Origin of the sequence: Streptomyces yunnanensis, from assembly GCF_029011865.1 — a bacterium.
Lineage (GTDB): Bacteria > Actinomycetota > Actinomycetes > Streptomycetales > Streptomycetaceae > Streptomyces > Streptomyces yunnanensis.
This window is the reverse complement of record NZ_CP095749.1, coordinates 3,930,886-3,948,002: the sequence shown is the minus strand read 5'-3', so window position 1 is coordinate 3,948,002 and position 17,117 is coordinate 3,930,886. Positions and strand designations below refer to the sequence as shown.

The 17,117-nt window shown below is 70.6% G+C and carries 16 protein-coding genes; 12 read left to right on the top strand and 4 right to left on the bottom strand.

Annotation, left to right across the window (positions count from 1 at the left end; all coding sequences use genetic code 11):
* The first annotated feature begins 1 nt into the window (after position 1).
* From MOV08_RS16860 to MOV08_RS16820, 9 genes are all read left to right on the top strand, one after another.
* Positions 2-1,300 (top strand): hypothetical protein, encoded by a 1,299-nt coding sequence (locus MOV08_RS16860; RefSeq protein WP_420834175.1) that lies wholly within the window; start codon positions 2-4, stop codon positions 1,298-1,300.
* A gap of 174 nt (positions 1,301-1,474) precedes the next feature.
* Positions 1,475-2,680 carry an amidohydrolase gene (locus tag MOV08_RS16855; protein ID WP_275311807.1) on the top strand — a complete coding sequence of 402 codons (1,206 nt, stop codon included), beginning with the start codon at positions 1,475-1,477 and terminating at the stop codon, positions 2,678-2,680.
* Positions 2,681-2,884: 204 nt separating this feature from the next.
* Positions 2,885-3,916 carry a BMP family lipoprotein gene (locus MOV08_RS16850; protein WP_039633422.1) on the top strand — a complete coding sequence of 344 codons (1,032 nt, stop codon included), beginning with the start codon at positions 2,885-2,887 and terminating at the stop codon, positions 3,914-3,916.
* Positions 3,917-4,134: 218 nt separating this feature from the next.
* Positions 4,135-5,649: an ABC transporter ATP-binding protein gene (locus MOV08_RS16845; protein ID WP_275307911.1), complete on the top strand. Its 1,515-nt coding sequence runs from the start codon at positions 4,135-4,137 to the stop codon at positions 5,647-5,649.
* Positions 5,646-6,845, top strand: a complete 1,200-nt coding sequence (locus MOV08_RS16840; RefSeq protein ID WP_275307910.1) for an ABC transporter permease — start codon at positions 5,646-5,648, stop codon at positions 6,843-6,845. Before MOV08_RS16845 ends, MOV08_RS16840 begins: the two co-directional genes overlap by 4 nt.
* Positions 6,842-8,125, top strand: a complete 1,284-nt coding sequence (locus tag MOV08_RS16835) for an ABC transporter permease (protein WP_039633416.1) — start codon at positions 6,842-6,844, stop codon at positions 8,123-8,125. The genes MOV08_RS16840 and MOV08_RS16835 overlap by 4 nt, the downstream gene beginning before the upstream one ends.
* A 55-nt stretch (positions 8,126-8,180) precedes the next feature.
* Complete coding sequence (locus tag MOV08_RS16830; protein WP_039633414.1) at positions 8,181-8,582, top strand: cytidine deaminase; 402 nt, start codon at positions 8,181-8,183, stop codon at positions 8,580-8,582.
* A 110-nt stretch (positions 8,583-8,692) separates the two neighbouring features.
* Complete coding sequence (locus MOV08_RS16825) at positions 8,693-9,970, top strand: thymidine phosphorylase (protein ID WP_275307909.1); 1,278 nt, start codon at positions 8,693-8,695, stop codon at positions 9,968-9,970.
* A 196-nt stretch (positions 9,971-10,166) separates the two neighbouring features.
* Positions 10,167-10,757: a Uma2 family endonuclease gene (locus MOV08_RS16820; protein WP_039633410.1), complete on the top strand. Its 591-nt coding sequence runs from the start codon at positions 10,167-10,169 to the stop codon at positions 10,755-10,757.
* A gap of 129 nt (positions 10,758-10,886) precedes the next feature.
* On the opposite strand, the gene MOV08_RS16815 is transcribed toward MOV08_RS16820, so the two are convergent.
* Both MOV08_RS16815 and MOV08_RS16810 read right to left on the bottom strand, forming a co-directional pair.
* Positions 10,887-11,306: a hypothetical protein gene (locus MOV08_RS16815; protein WP_239010059.1), complete on the bottom strand. Its 420-nt coding sequence runs from the start codon at positions 11,304-11,306 to the stop codon at positions 10,887-10,889.
* A gap of 518 nt (positions 11,307-11,824) precedes the next feature.
* Positions 11,825-12,004 carry a hypothetical protein gene (locus tag MOV08_RS16810; RefSeq protein ID WP_275307908.1) on the bottom strand — a complete coding sequence of 60 codons (180 nt, stop codon included), beginning with the start codon at positions 12,002-12,004 and terminating at the stop codon, positions 11,825-11,827.
* A gap of 474 nt (positions 12,005-12,478) precedes the next feature.
* Here MOV08_RS16810 and MOV08_RS16805 point away from each other — a divergent pair, with 474 nt between their 5' ends.
* Both MOV08_RS16805 and MOV08_RS16800 read left to right on the top strand, forming a co-directional pair.
* On the top strand, positions 12,479-13,741 hold the full coding sequence (locus tag MOV08_RS16805; protein ID WP_275307907.1) for a helix-turn-helix transcriptional regulator: 1,263 nt from the start codon (positions 12,479-12,481) through the stop codon (positions 13,739-13,741).
* A gap of 2 nt (positions 13,742-13,743) precedes the next feature.
* Positions 13,744-14,109, top strand: a complete 366-nt coding sequence (locus MOV08_RS16800) for a hypothetical protein (RefSeq protein ID WP_039633403.1) — start codon at positions 13,744-13,746, stop codon at positions 14,107-14,109.
* 124 nt (positions 14,110-14,233) lie between these two features.
* Here MOV08_RS16800 and MOV08_RS16795 read toward each other — a convergent pair whose 3' ends face one another.
* Positions 14,234-14,875, bottom strand: coding sequence for an HAD family hydrolase (locus tag MOV08_RS16795; protein WP_039633401.1), 642 nt, complete (start codon positions 14,873-14,875; stop codon positions 14,234-14,236).
* Between the two features lie 259 nt (positions 14,876-15,134).
* Between MOV08_RS16795 and MOV08_RS16790 the strand changes: the two genes are divergently transcribed.
* Complete coding sequence (locus MOV08_RS16790) at positions 15,135-15,620, top strand: hypothetical protein (protein WP_275307906.1); 486 nt, start codon at positions 15,135-15,137, stop codon at positions 15,618-15,620.
* 94 nt (positions 15,621-15,714) lie between these two features.
* Here MOV08_RS16790 and MOV08_RS16785 read toward each other — a convergent pair whose 3' ends face one another.
* On the bottom strand, positions 15,715-17,034 hold the full coding sequence (locus MOV08_RS16785; protein WP_275307905.1) for an MFS transporter: 1,320 nt from the start codon (positions 17,032-17,034) through the stop codon (positions 15,715-15,717).
* Positions 17,035-17,117 lie beyond the last annotated feature (83 nt).

Below are 17,117 nucleotides of genomic sequence, written 5' to 3'. Positions count from 1 at the left end.
GGTGAGCTCACCCGAAGGGACCCGCGCCGCCGGCGCCGAGGTCCCGCCCGAGGAGACGGCGGGGACTCCCACCCGCCGTCTCCTCGGCGTCCCCCGGCAGCGCAAGCGGACCGAACCCACCGGTGACGACATGACCACTGCCCTCGCGGACACCGCCCGTGCGGACACCGGCACCCTCGCCTTCGTCGAGAGCCCGGTCCAGCTGCTGAACGTCCTCGAATGGGCGCACACCCGGGCCGGCACCGACCAGCCCGCCGCGCTCACCGTCGTGGTGCTCGCCCCGCACGACCCGATGACCCGCGGTCAGCTGCGCCGGATGGTCGAACTCGCCCGCGACGAGGGCCACACCGTCCGCTGGGAGGAGGCCCGCGGCGGCACCACCGCCCCGCTGCGCACCATCGGCGGCCTCACCCCGCTGCTCCGCCGGGCCGGCCGGATCGTCCTCGGCGACCCCTTCTCCCGCTACGTCCAGCTGCTCCTCGGCCTCACCCGGGCCCGCGACCTGGTCGTGGTCGACGACGGCACCGCCACCATGGAGTTCATCGGCCAACTCGCCCGCGGTGAAAGGCTGGTGCGCTGGCACCGGCACGGCTCCGGGCGCGGCCCCCGCGACCTGGTCTTCGCACCGTTCGCCGCCGCGGCCCGCCGCCGCCTGACCCCCGGCCCCGAGGGCGCCCGGCGCCGCCGCACCGTCGCCCTCTTCAGCTCCATGCCGGTCCAGGCGCCCGAGGGCATGGCGGTCACCGCCAACGACTTCGCCTGGACCCGCGGCCGCTTCGGCCCGCCCCGCCTGACCCGCACCGCCGACATCGTCGGGACCTCGCTGGTGGAGACCGGCGTCGTCGACACCGACCGCTACCTGGCCGCGGTCGCCGACCTGGCCCGTGCGCACGGCGCCACCCGCTACTTCGCCCACCGCCGGGAACGCGCCGGCAAGCTCCACCGCCTGGCCACCGAGACCGGCCTGGAGGTGGTCCGCCCCGACCTCCCCCTGGAACTGATCGCGCGCCGCGGCCCGGTGGGCCGGCTGGTCCTCAGCTTTCCCTCCACCGTCGTCCACACCCTGCCACTGGCCCTCCAGGGCACCGGAGTCCAGGTCGCGGTCTGCGACATCGACCCCGCCTGGCTCACCGCGCACGCCTCCCCGCGCGCCCAGGGGTTCCTCGACGACGTCACCGGCACCGCCCAGGACGTACGGCGACTGCCCGGGGTGGGGGTGCTCCCCCGCGAGCGGGAGGTCCCCCCACCCGCTTGCGGGGAAGCGCCTCCCGTTTGCGAGGGAGAACCCGACCGAACCTGACAGTGAGTGATGAAGCCCTGATGAGGCCCTGATAAAGCCCTCCTTCATACCCGAACCAAAAACCGTCCATGCACCCAGCTGCCTAAAATTTCTTCCCCTGACGGGCTGAACTTTTGTTGATCGAGGGACAGTTGCCCCGTTCGGCCCCGTAACCTTCAACGGGTGAACCAACTGATGTCTCGCGCCGCCGACGTTCCGCACGCCTCCGCCCTGCCCGGCACGCTCTCCGAGGTACTACGCGCCGAACTCATCACGTTCCGCCGCGACTTGCACATGCACCCGGAGCTCGGCAACCAGGAGTTCCGGACCACCGCGGCGATCAAGGGCCGGCTGGAGAAGGCCGGGCTCCGCCCGCGGGCCCTCGCCACCGGTACCGGCCTCATCTGTGACATCGGTACGGACGACGGCACCACGGCCGGTGGGCGGCTCGCCCTCCGCGCGGACATCGACGCCCTCCCCATCCCCGACACCAAGACCGTCGAGTACGCCTCCACGGTCCCCGGTCGCGCCCACGCCTGCGGCCACGACGTGCACACCACCGTCGTGCTCGGCGCCGGCCTGGTCCTGGCCGAGCTGGACCGCGAGGGCCGACTGCCCCGCCCGGTGCGGCTGCTCTTCCAGCCGGCCGAGGAGGTCCTGCCCGGCGGTGCCGCCGAGGCCGTCGAGAGCGGTGCGCTGGACGGCGTCGGGCAGATCCTCGCCGTGCACTGCGACCCCCGGGTGGACGCCGGCCGGATCGGCCTGCGCACGGGCGCGATCACCTCCGCCTGCGACCGCCTGGAGATCACCCTCGAAGGGCCCGGCGGCCACACCGCCCGTCCGCACCTGACCACGGACATGGTCACCGCCGCCGCCCGGGTCGCCATCGACGTCCCGGCGGTGATCTCCCGCCGGGTGGACGCCCGGGCCGGCCTCGCGATCACCTGGGGCCGGATGGAGACCGGCCACGCCTGCAACGTCATCCCGCAGCGCGCCGCGCTCGCCGGCACCATCCGCTGCCTGGACCTGAACGCCTGGCGGCAGGCGCCGGACCTGGTCCACGCGGCGATCGACGAGGTCGCCACCCTGCACGGCGCCAAGTCCCAGATCGACTACGTCCGCGGCGTCCCGCCCGTCGTCAACGAGGCGGACAGCGTCCAGCTGCTGCACGACGCGATGGCCGCCCGCCGCGGTGCCGAGGCCGTCGAGGGCACCGAGCAGTCCCTCGGCGGCGAGGACTTCTCCTGGTACCTCGAACACGTCCCGGGCGCCATGGCCCGGCTGGGCGTCCGTCCGCCCGGCGAGCTGAGCAGCCTCGACCTGCACCGCGGCGACTTCGACGTCGACGAGCACGCGATCACCGTCGGGGTCGAGCTGTTCACGGCGGCGGCGCTGCTCTGAGGCCCGCGGACCGTAAAGATCCCGCCACATCCCACCACCCCGGGCGGTCGGCCTTGCGTCGACCGCCCGCCGTGTTGCCGGGGCACGCCGTGAGAGACGAATCGATAACGGCGACGCCATGGAGGGTTTTGCGCCAGGTCTACGCGCGTTAATCTCCCGACAAGCCAGCGCCACTGGGGGCGCTTACAGCGAAGGGAAGGCCCCGTGCGTCGGGTCATCAGGGTTGTCGCCGCGGCCACCGCCACCGCGTGTCTCGGGCTCACCGCCACCGCTTGCGGCCAGAGTTTCGCCGAGGCCAACCGCGCGAAACACGCGGGCGTCGGGCTGGCCTTCGACATCGGCGGGCGGGACGATCACTCGTTCAACGAGGCCGCCGCCCGCGGTACGGAGAACGCCCGCCGGCAACTGGGCGTGAACGTCAAAATGCTCACCGCGAAGAACGGCGAGACCGAGGCCGACCGCGAGCAGCGGCTGACCTCGTTCGCCGAGGCCGGGTACAACCCGGTGATCGGGGTGGGCTTCGCCTACAGCCAGTCCGTGCAGAACGTCGCCAAGGACTTCCCGGACACCACCTTCGGCGTGGTCGACGCGGTGCCGACCGGCAAGAACGTCGACGCGATGGTGTTCGCCGAGCATGAGGGGTCGTACCTGGCCGGCGTCGCGGCCGCGCTGAAGAGCAAGACCCACAAGGTCGGCTTCATCGGCGGGGTCAACAACGCGCTGATCCAGAAGTTCCAGGCCGGCTTCGAGCAGGGCGTGCGCGACACCGACCCGAAGGCCAAGGTCGTCTCGCAGTACCTGTACCCCAACAACGACAAGGGCTTCAACGACCCGGCCGCCGCCAAGGCCAAGGCCCAGGGCATGCTCGACAGCGGCATCGACGTCATCTACTCGGCCGCCGGGCAGTCCGGCGCCGGCTCGATCGAGGCGATCAGCAAGGTCAAGGGCGCCTGGGCGATCGGGGTGGACTCCGACCAGTACCGGCAGCCGGGACTGGCCCGCTACAAGGACCACATCCTGACCTCCGTGGTGAAGAACGTGGACGTGGCGGTCTTCGACCTCATCAAGAGCTGCGAGCAGCACAAGCCGCTGACCGGCATCCACACCTACGACCTGAAGCACGGCGGGGTCTCGCTCGCCACCTCGGGCGGTTTCATCAAGGACATCCAGCCGCAGATCGACGCGGTCCGGAAGAAGATCATCGAGGGTCAGGTGAAGGTCAAGGAGACGCCGTAGCCGTAGCCTCCGGGGGCCGCACCCGGCAGCCCCACGGGGCCGCCGCGGGCCCCTCTCCCCCCTCTTTTCCCCGCTTTTTCCCCACCCGTCCGCTTCTTCCGCTCCTTCGCCCCTGAGGGGAGTGCGCCATCAACGCAGCGCCCACCAGCAGCAGCCCGCCCGGCCAGGACGCCCCTGCTGTAGAACTCCGCGGGATCACCAAAAGGTTCCCCGGCGTCGTGGCCAACCACGACATCCACCTCACCGTCCGCCGCGGTACCGTCCACGCCCTGTGCGGCGAGAACGGCGCCGGCAAGTCGACCCTGATGAAGATCCTCTACGGCATGCAGAAGCCGGACGAGGGCACCATCGCGCTCGACGGCGAGCAGGTCGCCCTGCACTCCCCGGGCGACGCCATCGCCCGCGGCATCGGCATGGTGCACCAGCACTTCATGCTCGCCGACAACCTCACCGTCCTGGAGAACACCGTCCTCGGCGCGGAGAAACTGCACGGCATCGGCGCCGGCGCCCGCGCACGGATACGTGAGATCTCCGACGCGTACGGGCTGAACATCCGGCCGGACGTGCTCATCGAGGACCTGGGCGTCGCCGACCGCCAGCGGGTGGAGATCCTCAAGGTCCTCTACCGGGGCGCCCGGACGCTGATCCTCGACGAGCCGACCGCGGTCCTCGTCCCGCAGGAGGTCGACGCGCTCTTCGACAACCTCCGCGAGCTCAAGTCCGAGGGCCTGACCGTCATCTTCATCTCGCACAAGCTGGGCGAGGTGCTGTCGGTCGCCGACGACATCACCGTCATCCGGCGCGGCACGACGGTGGCGTCCGTCGAGCCGTCGAGGACCACCCCCGAGCAACTGGCCGAGCTGATGGTCGGCAGCGAGCTGCCCTCGCCGGAGACCCGCGAGTCCACCGTCACCGACGTGGAGATGCTGAAGGTCAGCGACGTGCGGCTGTCCGCCACGGACTCCGACGGAGTGGTCCGCACGGTGCTGGACGGCATCTCGTTCACCATCCGCAAGGGCGAGGTGCTGGGCGTCGCCGGCGTCGAGGGCAACGGGCAGGCCGAGCTGGTCGAGGCCGTCATGGGCACCCGCACGCCCGACGGCGGGACCATCGCCCTGGACGGCCGGGACCTGTCGCGGTCCTCCACCCGCGCCCGCCGCGAGGGCGGCATCGGCTACATCCCCGAGGACCGCCACCGGCACGGCCTGTTGCTGGACGCCCCGCTGTGGGAGAACCGCATCCTCGGCCACGTCACCGAGCGCCCCAACAGCAAGGGCAAGCTCCTCGACCTGGCCGGCGCCCGCAAGGACACCGAGCGGATCGTCGCCGAGTACGACGTCCGCACCCCCGGCATCGAGGTCACCGCGGCCTCGCTCTCCGGCGGCAACCAGCAGAAGCTGATCGTCGGCCGCGAGATGAGCCACCACCCCAAGCTGCTGATCGCCGCCCACCCCACCCGCGGGGTCGACGTCGGCGCACAGGCGCAGATCTGGGAGCAGATCCGCGCCGCGCGCCGGGAGGGGCTGGCGGTCCTGCTGATCTCTGCCGACCTGGACGAGCTGATCGGGCTGTCCGACACCCTGCGGGTGATGTACCGCGGCCGGCTGGTCGCGGACGCCGACCCCGCAGTGATCACCCCGGAGGAGTTGGGCTCCGCCATGACCGGTGCCGCCAGCGGCCACCTCAGCGCGTCGGACGACACCGCCGTCGCCCAGGGGGGTGGCGAGAAGTGAGCACGTCCACCACCACGCCGACGACCAAGAAGAACCCGGCCGTTGACGCCCTCGCGCGCAGCGCCGCCCGGGACAGGGTCCTGCTGGGCGTCGCCGCCCCGGTGCTGGCGATCGTCGCCGCGATAGTGATCAGCTCGCTGGTCTTCCTGGCGTCCGGCGAGAACCCGTTCCGGGCCTACGGGATCATGGCCGACTACGGCCACTACAGCGACAGCCAGGTCTGGATCATCAACAAGGCGGTGCCGTACTACCTTTCGGCGCTCGCGGTGGCCATCGGCTTCCGGATGAACCTGTTCAACATCGGTGTGGACGGGCAGTACCGGTTGGCCGCCTTCGCCGCGGCGGCGGTCGGCGGCGCCATCGCGCTGCCCGGCGCCCTCCAGATCATCCTGCTCATCGTCATCGCGATGCTGGTGGGCGCGATCTGGTCCGGCATCGCCGGCCTGCTGAAGACCACCCGCGGGGTCAGCGAGGTGATCACCACGATCATGCTGAACTCCATCGCGGCGTCGTTGATCGGCTACTTCCTCCAGGACGGCCGGCTCGCCGTCAAGGACGGCAACCTCCTGCACACCAAGTTCCTGCCGGAGTCCAGCCACTTCTTCTCCTTCCCGACCCACCCCAAGCCGGTCGAGGGCTTCGTGGTGGTCGCGGTGGTGGCCGGTGCCCTGTACTGGTTCCTGATCAACCGCACCCGCTTCGGTTTCGACCTGCGGGCGGTGGGCGCCTCCGAGTCGGCCGCCGAGGCCAGCGGCGTCAGCGTCAAGCGGATGATCGTCATCAGCATGCTGCTGTCCGGTGCCGCGGCCGGCCTGGTCGGGATGCCGACCCTGCTCGGCGAATCGTTCCAGTACGGCACCGACTTCCCCGCCGGTATCGGCTTCACCGGCATCGCCATCGCCCTGCTCGGCCGCAACAACCCGGCCGGCATGGCCTTCGGCGCCCTGCTCTGGGCGTTCCTCGACCGCACCGGCTCCCGGCTGGAGTTCGAGGGCTACGCCCAGGAGATCGTCGGCGTCATCCAGGGCGTGATCGTGCTCTGCGTGGTCGTCGCCTACGAGGTCGTCCGCCGCTACGGGCTGCGCCTCCAGCAGCGCAAGGTCGGCGAGGAACTGGCCGTGCTGGCCCGCACCGGCGACGACACGAACGGGACCGGCGCCGCCGGCAACAGTGACAAGCCGGAGGTGACGGCGTGAGTACGGAACTCAAGTCCGCGGCGCGACCCGCGGCCCCCGGCACGGGCGGCGGGAAGCGGAAGCTGACCTACCCCTGGATCATGCTGATCGTCGCCGGCGCGCTGATCGCGGTCGCCGCCCTGCGGGCCGTCAGCGGCGCCGCGGACCTCACGTCCGCCGGCCAGTTCGGGGCCGCGCTCAGCGCCGCCGTACCGATCGGGCTGGCCGGCCTGGGCGGTCTGTGGGCCGAGCGGGCCGGCGTGATCAACATCGGTCTCGAAGGCATGATGATGCTCGGCTCGTTCGCGGCCGGCTGGGTGGGCTGGCAGCACGGCCCCTGGGCGGCGGCCGCGGCCGGCATCCTCGGCGGCGCGCTCGGCGGCCTGGTGCACGCCGTCGCCACCGTGACCTTCGGCGTGGACCACATCGTCTCCGGTGTCGCGATCAACATCCTGGCGCTGGGCGCCACCCAGTACCTCGCCACCCTCTGGTTCGGCCAGGAGGGCAGCGCGGCGATGGTGGCCGGCGGCAACGACAAGCAGTCCCCGCCGATGTCCGACATGCCGACCTTCACCGTCCCCGGCCTCGCGGACTGGCTGAACGGGATCGAGGGCCACCACTGGTTCCTGGTCTCCGACGTCGCCGGGGTGCTCGGCGCCGCGGTCACCGGCGTCTCCTGGCTCACCGTCCTGACCATCGGCCTCTTCGTCGGGACCTTCTTCCTCCTCTGGCGCTCGTCGTTCGGCCTGCGGCTGCGGTCCTGCGGCGAGGCCCCGCTCTCCGCCGAGACCCTCGGCGTCAACGTCTACGCGTACAAGTACGCCGCGGTGCTGGTCTCCGGCGCGCTGGCCGGCCTCGGCGGCGCCTTCCTGGCGATCAGCGTGCACTTCTACCAGGACGGTCAGACCGGCGGGCGCGGCTACATCGGCCTGGCCACGATGATCTTCGGCAACTGGCGGCCGGGCGGCGTCGCCCTCGGCGCGGGCCTGTTCGGCTTCATGGACGCCATGCAGCTGCGCAGCGGCGGCCCGACCGTGCACGCCCTGCTGCTCGGCCTGGCCGCGCTGCTCGCCGGCCTGGCGCTGGTGCGGCTGCGCGCCGCCAAGCGGGCCCAGGCCGCGGTCGCCGCGGTCGCCGCCGTGGTCCTGTTGGTCTGGTACGCGCTCTCCGACAGCGTCCCGCTGGAACTGGTCGAGGCCAGCCCCTACATCGCTACGCTGCTGGTCCTGGCGCTCTTCTCGCAGCGCCTGCGGTCCCCGAAGGCGATCGGCAAGCCCTACCGCCGGGGCCAGGGCCACTGACGCGCGCGGATCCCCGCACCGCGCGCGAAGGAAGACACGAAGGAAGACAGCACGTATGACGCACGAAGTGCCGGTCGACTGGACCGCACTGCGGACGCAGGCCCGGGACGCGATGTCCCGGGCCTACGCCCCTTATTCCGGCTACCCCGTCGGCGCCGCCGCCCTGGTGGACGACGGCCGCACGGTCACCGGCTGCAACGTCGAGAACGCCTCCTACGGCCTGGCGCTGTGCGCCGAATGCGGCCTGGTCTCCGCCCTGTTCGCCGGCGGCGGCGGCCGGCTGACCGCGTTCACCTGCGTCGACGGCAAGGGCGAACTGCTCGTCCCGTGCGGTCGCTGCCGGCAGCTCCTCTACGAGCACGGCGGGCCCGAGCTGCTGGTCGACACCCGGGCCGGCATCCGCCCCCTGTCGGAACTGCTCCCGGACGCCTTCGGCCCGGGACACCTGACGGAATGACGGCGGGCGGGGCCCCGCGGGCGGCGGGTGCCGCCGCCCGCCGCCCGCCCTGGCGAGCGTGGCGTCTATGCGTGTAGAACGGGACCTACCCGTTCGAAAGGAACCCGTCCATGGACGCCATCTCCGTCATCCGTACCAAGCGCGACCGCGGTGAGCTGACCCCGGAACAGATCGACTGGGTCATCGACGCGTACACCCGCGGCGAGGTCGCCCACGAACAGATGTCGTCCCTCGCCATGGCCATCTTCCTCAACGGCATGAACCGTCAGGAGATCGCCCGCTGGACCGCCGCCATGATCGCCTCCGGCGAGCGGATGGACTTCTCCTCGCTCGCCCGCCCCACCGCCGACAAGCACTCCACCGGCGGTGTCGGCGACAAGATCACCCTGCCGCTCGCCCCGCTGGTCGCCGCCTGCGGCGCCGCCGTCCCGCAGCTCTCCGGCCGCGGCCTGGGCCACACCGGCGGCACCCTCGACAAGCTCGAATCCATCCCCGGCTGGCGCGCCCACCTCACCAACGCCGAGATGCTCGACGTCCTGCGCACCGTCGGCTCGGTCATCTGCGCCGCCGGCGACGGCCTCGCCCCCGCCGACAAGAAGCTCTACGCCCTCCGCGACGTCACCGGCACCGTCGAGTCGATCCCGCTGATCGCCTCCTCCATCATGTCCAAGAAGATCGCCGAGGGCACCGGCTCGCTGGTCCTGGACGTCAAGGTCGGCTCCGGCGCCTTCATGAAGAACCTCGACGACGCCCGCGAACTGGCCTCCACCATGGTCGGGTTGGGCACCGACCACGGCGTGCGCACGGTCGCCCTGCTCACCGACATGGCCACCCCGCTCGGCCGCACCGCCGGCAACGCCCTCGAAGTCCGCGAATCCGTCGAGGTGTTGGCCGGCGGCGGCCCTCAGGACGTCATCGACCTCACCCTCGCCCTCGCCCGCGAGATGCTCGACGCGGCCGGCCTGCCGGACGCCGACCCGGCCAAGGCCCTGGCCGACGGCTCCGCCATGGACCACTGGCGCCGCATGATCACCGCCCAGGGCGGCGACCCGGACGCCGCGCTCCCGGTGGCCCGCGAGCAGCACACCGTCACCGCCTCCGCCTCTGGTGTGCTGACTTCCCTCGACGCCTACGCCGTCGGCCTCGCCGCCTGGCGCCTGGGCGCCGGCCGGGCCCGCAAGGAGGACCCGGTGCAGGCCGGCGCCGGCATCGAACTCCACGCCAAGCCCGGCGACCAGGTCACCGCCGGCCAGCCGCTGCTCACCCTGCACACCGACACCCCCGAGAAGTTCGACTACGCCCTCGCGGCCCTCGACGGCGGGGTGGAGATCGGCCCGTCGGACGCCCCGTTCGCGGCACGGCCGGTGGTGCTGGAACGGATCGGCTGACGCTGCGGGGGTGCCGTTGCCCTGGGGGGCGCGGCACCCCCGCCACCCACCCCCGCCACCCACCCCCGCCACCCACCCCCCGCCACCCACCCCCCGCCACCGGGTGGACTCGTATGGGCGAACGGGGGGTCGCGAACCGGCGCGGCCCTCCTTCCCCGTGGTGCAATCAGCCGCGTCCCGCTGAGAGGAGCCCGCCGTGAAAGAACTCACCATCGACCACTACCCAGTGGCCGGGCGTGAGTGGGCTGCCCTCGTCCGGATCTGGGAGGACATCGACGCCCCGCCCGGCTGCACAGTGGAGATCGTGGACGGCGTTGTCACCGTCGCCCCGCCACGCGACGCCCGCCAGAATCTGATCGCCGCCGACCTCAGCAGGGCGTTGTACGCGGTTATTCCGGAAGACCGGGGTATTTACCAGAAACTCGCCGTCGCCGTCCCCGCCCGCCACGGCGTCTACGTCCCCAACCTCGCGGTGATGCCCAGCGCCACGCTCTGCGGCGCTGGGTACTTCGTTCCCGCCGCCGCGGCCGAACTAGCCGTCGAGATCACCTCGAAGACCTCCGCGCGCCATGGCCGGGTCGACAAGCGCGTCGGGTACGCCTCCGCAGGAGTTCCGCTGTACCTCCTGTTCGACCTCTGGGCACCCGCCGGGCCGGTCATCACGCTCTATGGCGAGCCGACGGACGACGCGTACCAGGTGCTTCAGACCGTGAAGTTCGGCGATGAGCTGACGCTGCCGGCGCCCTTCGGCCTCACCCTCGACACGGGAACCTTTCCGGTCGACTGACGAACGATGAAGGGGCCCGCCCCACCAGGACAGGCGGGAGGGGCCCTTCAGCTCACGGGGCGCCGGCGGTCCGGTATGAGGCGGAGCCTCCCGTGACGGTCCGGGGGCGGCAGTAAACGCATCCGTTAGTCAACGCAGCCGTTTCGGGCACGGGTGCTCCGGCCTGAAGAAGTTCGGGCAGGCGATCAGATGCACGGCATAGAAGGTGGTTCCCCCGTTGATCCACCAGCCTCCGACGACATCGCGGCCCTGGTCCACCGTCTCCCGCGCGCTGTTGACCTGGGCCTGGAGGGTCTCGGGGTCCTTCGCGTGGAATCCGTCGAAACGGTCGGCGTAGTCGGCGATCTGTTTCCCGAACCAGGCGGCCGACTCGTCGGCGTCATGGAACGTCCCCTTCGCGAACGAGGCGTTCTTGAGCAGCCAGTTGGCCGGTTCCAGCGGGACCACTGACGCGGCAGCGAACTGGGGGTTGCCGGGCCGTCGAAGCGAATCGGTGCCGTACTCCGAGCCTGATCCAGCCCAGGTGTATCCGTGGTGATGAACGTTCAAGGGATCCTCCAGATGGGGGCGGCCCCGGATCGAGCGATCGAGGGCCGCCCTGTCTCACCGGCGCCAAGCGCCTACTGCGTTACTGGCGCCCGCATCCGTCGCCTTCGCCGCAACCGCCGCTGGGATTGCCGTCCTGGCCGTCGTCCTCATCACCGCCACCGGCCTTGACCAGATCGAACCGATATCGCATGCTGCACCTCCTGGTGCGTGAGCGACGCGAGGTCCGTCCCCGCGTCGGCGTGCACTGGCAGGGCCTCCTGAGGAGGCCCGGACCCGTCCCGGCCGGATGTCCGGCCAAGGAATCGCCGGCCGGGACGGGGGCTTCATGTGCTCCCCGGACGTCAGGGCTCGCGCCGCGGCGGGTTAGGTGGGCCGCCTGGGCGGCGTCCGGTCCTGGGCGGCTCTCGCGTTCCTCACCCCGTACTGCCAAGGGGCATGCAGATAGGGGGCTTTCTTAGGTCGCACTTCGGGGAGCGCCCGGCGCTTACTCAGCCGTCGGGAGACAGCGGGTCAGCTGATCACTCGCCGAGACAATCGATGCAGTTCACGGGCCGAAGCCACTCGACTACCTCGTCATCCGGGCCGCCGTCGCCGCACTTGGGCCGCTGGTCCTCACCGGCCCAGACGAGTTCGTGGACGGTGATCACGTCGTTCCCGACGGTGCCGGCCATGCGGCCGTCGGGCGCGCTGTGCGTCACAGGCTCCTCCACCCATCGCTGCGCTTCCCCTGCTCGTGCGGGTGGCTACGGATTTCCCGGCCGACCTCGAACAGCTTCCTGTTGTTCCGTGCTTCCAGGGCTCTGTCCCGATCGTTGCTCAGTGCTGCGCAAACACGGCACCCGGGCACCGGACGAGCCTCGTACAGCCACCCGTCGATGGGCAGTTCAACCGGTTTCGCTGAGTAGCGTGTCGGTTCCGTCATCGTGGACCTGCCCGGTACACCGCTGGGGTCATGACACCCATGGAGACTCCTACTTGGTGCTCTGCTGGTTTTCCGGTCCCGTCGGGGATGCGCCGGGCGACGGGGCGCGGGAGCAGGCCCGGCGAACACTCATAGCCAACCGCCGCCAATCGCTGCGGGCCACGGCATCTGTGCGGCACTCTTGATGCACCTCCGATGCACGGATGCGCCACATGGGTAAGACCCTGGCCAAGCAGGGAAGGAGGCTGGAGTGGGCCTCGCCGAACGTCGAAAAGCCATGGGTTACAGTCAGGAGCGCCTTGCCACCGTAATCGGCGTCGACCGCACAACGGTCGGTCGCTGGGACCGCGGAGAAACAACGCCTGAGGCGGTTCACCGGCCCAAAATGGCCGAGGCGTTACAACTCAGCCTCGCCGAACTCGACGCATTGCTGACTCCACCACAAGCAGACTTCCCGGAGTGCACCGCGTCGACGCCTTGCGACCGACACGGTTCTGAGGAAATCGACGACATGATACGACGTGAATTTCTACGCCTGATGGTGGTGACAGGGTCCTTGACGGCACTGGCACCCGACGATGCCGACGCGATAGCAGAGGTCGCCGACCGAGGCTCGGCTGAAGACTTCAGCTTGATGAACGGTCATCTGTGGCAGGTCTATCAACTGGCCCGTTCCAAAAGCTCCGTGACCGCTGTTGTGAAGGACCAACTCGCTGCGCTCAATGAAGCACTCAAGGAATCGAGCCGGGCGGGAGGCTTGTACGAAGTCGCGGGCGACCTGTTCCAGCTTGCTGGAGAACTCTCATTCGACGGCAATCGCTACACCGACGCTGCAACGTCCTACACCCTCGCCGCAAAGGCCAGCAGCCACGCTCGGGCATTCGACCTATGGGCTTGCGCACTCGTTCGTCACGCCTACGTCGATGTCTACGAGAGGCGTTACTCGGAGGCTGTCGAAACGCTGGACGTCGCCCAGCGGGTTGCCAAGCGTGGCGACGGTGCATTGTCGACCCGCCATTGGGTTTCCTCGGTGCAGGCCGAGGTGTATGCCGGACTACAAGAGCTCGGCGCCTGCGAGAAGGCTCTTGATGAAGCACTGCGTGTAGCCGACCTGACTACGCCGGTTCACCCCGGCGGGTGGCTTCGATTCGACGGCTCACGACTCGCCGAGGAACGAGGGGCACGCTACGTGCAACTTGGGCCGCTGGACCTTGCCGAGGAGACGCTCAAGCGCGCCCTCGAATCGAAGCCGTTGTCTAGAGGCCAGTCGTTCCGGCGCCGCGGTGCGGTCCTCGTGGACCTTGCCGCGGTTGGCGCGAAGCGCCGTGATGCGGAGCAAGTTGTGACGTACGGCGGCGAAGCTCTTCGCCTGGCCAAGCAATCGCACTCGGGGTATGTCGCCCGTAGGCTCCAGGCTCTACAGGGCGAGCTGAGAACGTGTGGGCGGGATCGCCGAGTAGTCGAACTGAACACTGAAATCGACGTCCTGCAAAAGGCGTTGAGAAAGGGGTAAGAGTGTCGCAGCAAGATGGGGCGAGGGTGTTCCGTGAGGCATGGATCGCGGGGGTGCGTGAACACTTCCCCGGCGAGGCGAAGACGAGCTATGTGACGCCCTGGGAGGACACGCCAGAGTGGGAACGCCAGGCCGCGAGTGCCGTGTATGAGCAGGTCCGTCATTTCCTGAACGTGAGCGAGGGGCATGCGGCGCGGCTCACGCGCGAGCAGAAGGGCCGGTTCATCGCCATTAGCTGGACGGCGCAGATGTACAAGCACTTCGAAAGCCCTAAGCCCGGATATGTGGCCGACTGGTCGGACCTTCCGGAGTGGCAACGGGATACGGACTCGGACGTTTTTGAGGCGATTGAGAAGTCCCTGCTTTGAGGAGTTATCGCGTCGGCCGGGCCGCGCTGTCGAAATCGGCTCAGCTCACGCAGATTTGATGCCGAGCCCCGGTGGTTCGGAAGCGGCCCCGCCCGTACCCGGCAGGCGGGGCCGTCGAGTTGACTCACCGGGGCACGAGCACGTCCACCAACTCGGTAAGAGTGCCGATCCGCCAGTCCGCGGCTGAGGTCTGCTCGCCGTCCGCCCACAGGTGCCCCCACGGCCCCCGGCGCAAGTGGGCCGTGCGCAGGCCGGCAGCGCGCGCCGGGATCACGTCGTTCTGCGGGTGATCGCCGACGTACAGCACTTCGCCCGCCTCGACACCGGCCAGTTCCACGGTACGGGCGAAGAAGTCCGGGTCCGGCTTGGCCACTCCCCATTCCCCGGACACGGCCACGGCGTCCACCGGCAGGTCGAGGGCGCGCAGGAGATCGCCGGCCCGCCGCGTCTGGTTGCCTGCCACGACCACGCGCAACCCGGCGTCGCGGAGCGCGGCGAGCGACGACCGGACGTCGGGGTACAGGTCGGTCTCGTCCAGGAACTCTCCCTGGCCGGCCCGCTCCATCGCCTCCCGCTCCGCCTCGACGTCAATACCCGGCCGGACGAGCCGAAGCGCCTCGGCGTTGTCCTGTTCCCGTGCCACCACCGCGCCGACCAAAGCGGACAGCGTGTGCCGGCCGACGCCGAGCCAGTCGGCCCATGCGCCCCACCCGCGGTCGTCCCTGATCAGGGTTTCGCCGACATCGAACGCCACAGCACGGATCATGCGGGCAGCCTACGGTGGCCCACTACAGTCGAAAGCGGCGCCCTGAGTTCGCTCCACGACGCCTTGGAGCGGATCCGTACCGTCCTTGGCGCCATACGCGACTCACGACTGAGATGCCGCCGGGCTCACCCAGCCCTCCCGCGTCCGCAACCAGCTGTCCCGGCTCTATCCGTATACGGTCGGCAGGGATGCTCCGGGGCCACTCCGCGAAGCCCGGGACCAGATCCGTGCACTGCTGGCCGCCTGAAAGGGACCTGTCATGACCGCCATCGCCGTGACCGGGCACATGGACCTGACCCCGAGCACCGTGTCGCTCGTGCAAGGAGCCATGCAGGAGCTTCTGCGTGCATACGCCCAAGAAGGGCTGGTCGGCGTCACCTGCCTCGCCCGCGGTGCCGACACGCTGTTCGCCGAGGCCGTCGTCGAAGCCGGTGGGCGCCTCGTCGTCGTCCTCCCCTCGCGGGACTACCGCCAGGTCAAGGTCAAGCCCGACCACGCCCCGACTTTCGATCGCCTCGTCGCCAACGCCGATGTCGTGACCATGCCCTATGACACCGCCAATCGGCAGGCGTACGAGGCCGCCAACGGCGAACTGCTCAAGCGAGCCGACCGACTTGTGGCGGTGTGGGACGGCACCCCGCCCTCGGGCAAGGGAGGCGGGACCGCGGACACCGTCGAGCAGGCGCGTGGTGCGGGGCTGCCGGTCGATGTGGTGTGGCCGGTCGGTGCCGCGCGCGGCGCCTGACGTATGGGACGACGAAGGGCCCGCCCCGCCAGGACAGGTGGCGGGGCGGGCCCTTCGGTTCGCGGGGCCCCGGAGGGCCGTATCGGGTGGGTGGTTACGCGGCCTTCGCCAGGCTCAGCAGGCGGCGTTCGACGACCGCCTTGCGGGTGGCGTAGAGGGTGATGCCGACGGCGCCGGCCATCGCGGCCAGGCCGAGCAGGACGGTGCCCGACCAGCCGGCGGCGTGGAACGCGGCGGCGCCGAGCGCGCCGCCCAGGCTGCTGCCGATGTAGTACGCGCACTGGTAGAGGGCGGACGCCTGGGCCCGGGCGGTCTTGGCGGTGCGGCTGACCGAGGACGAGGCGACCGCGTGGCCCGCGAAGAAGCCCGCGGTGATCAGGACCAGGCCCGCCAGCACCGCGCCGATCGAGGAGGACAGGGTCAGCAGCAGGCCCGCGGCGGTGGTGCCGACCGCGAGGTAGAGCGCGCCGCGGCGGCCCATCCGGCCGACCAGTGTGCCGGCCGCGGCCGAGGAGACCGTGCCGACCAGGTAGATCACGAAGATCGAGCCGACGATGCCCTGGGGCAGGTTGAACGGCTCGGAGACCAGGCGGTAGCCGATCACCGTGTAGACCGCGCCGAAGACCGTCATGAACAGGGCGCCGATGGCGTAGAGGCGGCGCAGCAGCGGGTCGGCGAGGTGGCCGCCGAGCGTGCGGGCCAGCGTCCGCGGGCCCACCGCGCGCGGCACGAAGTGCCGGGCCCGGGGCACCAGCAGCCGGAACGCCACCGCGCACACCACGGCCAGCACGCCCACCGCGCCGAGCGCCACCCGCCAGCCCCACGCCTGGGCAACCCAGCCGGTGAGGATCCGCCCGGACATCCCGCCGATGCTGTTGCCGGCCACGAACAGGCCGATCGCGGCCACCAGCGCCTTGGCGCGTACCTCCTCGGCCAGGAAGGCCATCGCCGAGGCGGGCAGCCCGGCCAGCGCGACGCCCTGGACGGCGCGCAGCGCGATCAGCGTGCCGAGCGAGGGCGCGAACGGCACCAGCAGCGCGATCATCGCGGCGACGGTGAGGGAGGCCGTCATCATCGTGCGGCGGCCGAACCGCTCGGAGAGCGCACTGAGCGGGATCACCCCGAGGGCCAGCCCGAAGGTGGCCGCGGAGACGGTCCAACTGGCCTGGTCCGGGGCGACGTCGAGGTCGGCGGAGATGGCCGGCAGCAGTGCCTGCGTGGAGTACAGGAGGGCGAAGGTGGCCACTCCGGCGGCGAAGAGGGCGAAGCTCATCCGGCGGTAGCCGGGGCCGCCCGGACGCAGCTTGTCCGACTCGGGGTCGGTCGGCGCGGCGGAAGAGGAGGAGTCTGTGGACGACTGGGGAGAGGCGGCCGCACGGTCGGTGACGGACGCCCCGGTATCAGCGGGAGGCATACGTCGAAGGTAGAAGGACTCCATCTCATGCGTCCAATGCATCAAAACGCCATAATCGATGCCGTGGCACATGATCGCAGTTC

What these genes read in the sequence shown, in the direction of transcription:
- MOV08_RS16855 (WP_275311807.1), top strand. Translation starts at nt 1,475, where the DNA reads ATGTCTCGCGCCGCCGACGTTCCGCACGCCTCCGCCCTGCCCGGCACG.
- MOV08_RS16785 (WP_275307905.1), bottom strand. Translation starts at nt 17,034, where the DNA reads ATGCCTCCCGCTGATACCGGGGCGTCCGTCACCGACCGTGCGGCCGCC.
- MOV08_RS16795 (WP_039633401.1), bottom strand. Translation starts at nt 14,875, where the DNA reads ATGATCCGTGCTGTGGCGTTCGATGTCGGCGAAACCCTGATCAGGGAC.
- MOV08_RS16790 (WP_275307906.1), top strand. Translation starts at nt 15,135, where the DNA reads ATGACCGCCATCGCCGTGACCGGGCACATGGACCTGACCCCGAGCACC.
- MOV08_RS16830 (WP_039633414.1), top strand. Translation starts at nt 8,181, where the DNA reads ATGACGCACGAAGTGCCGGTCGACTGGACCGCACTGCGGACGCAGGCC.
- MOV08_RS16825 (WP_275307909.1), top strand. Translation starts at nt 8,693, where the DNA reads ATGGACGCCATCTCCGTCATCCGTACCAAGCGCGACCGCGGTGAGCTG.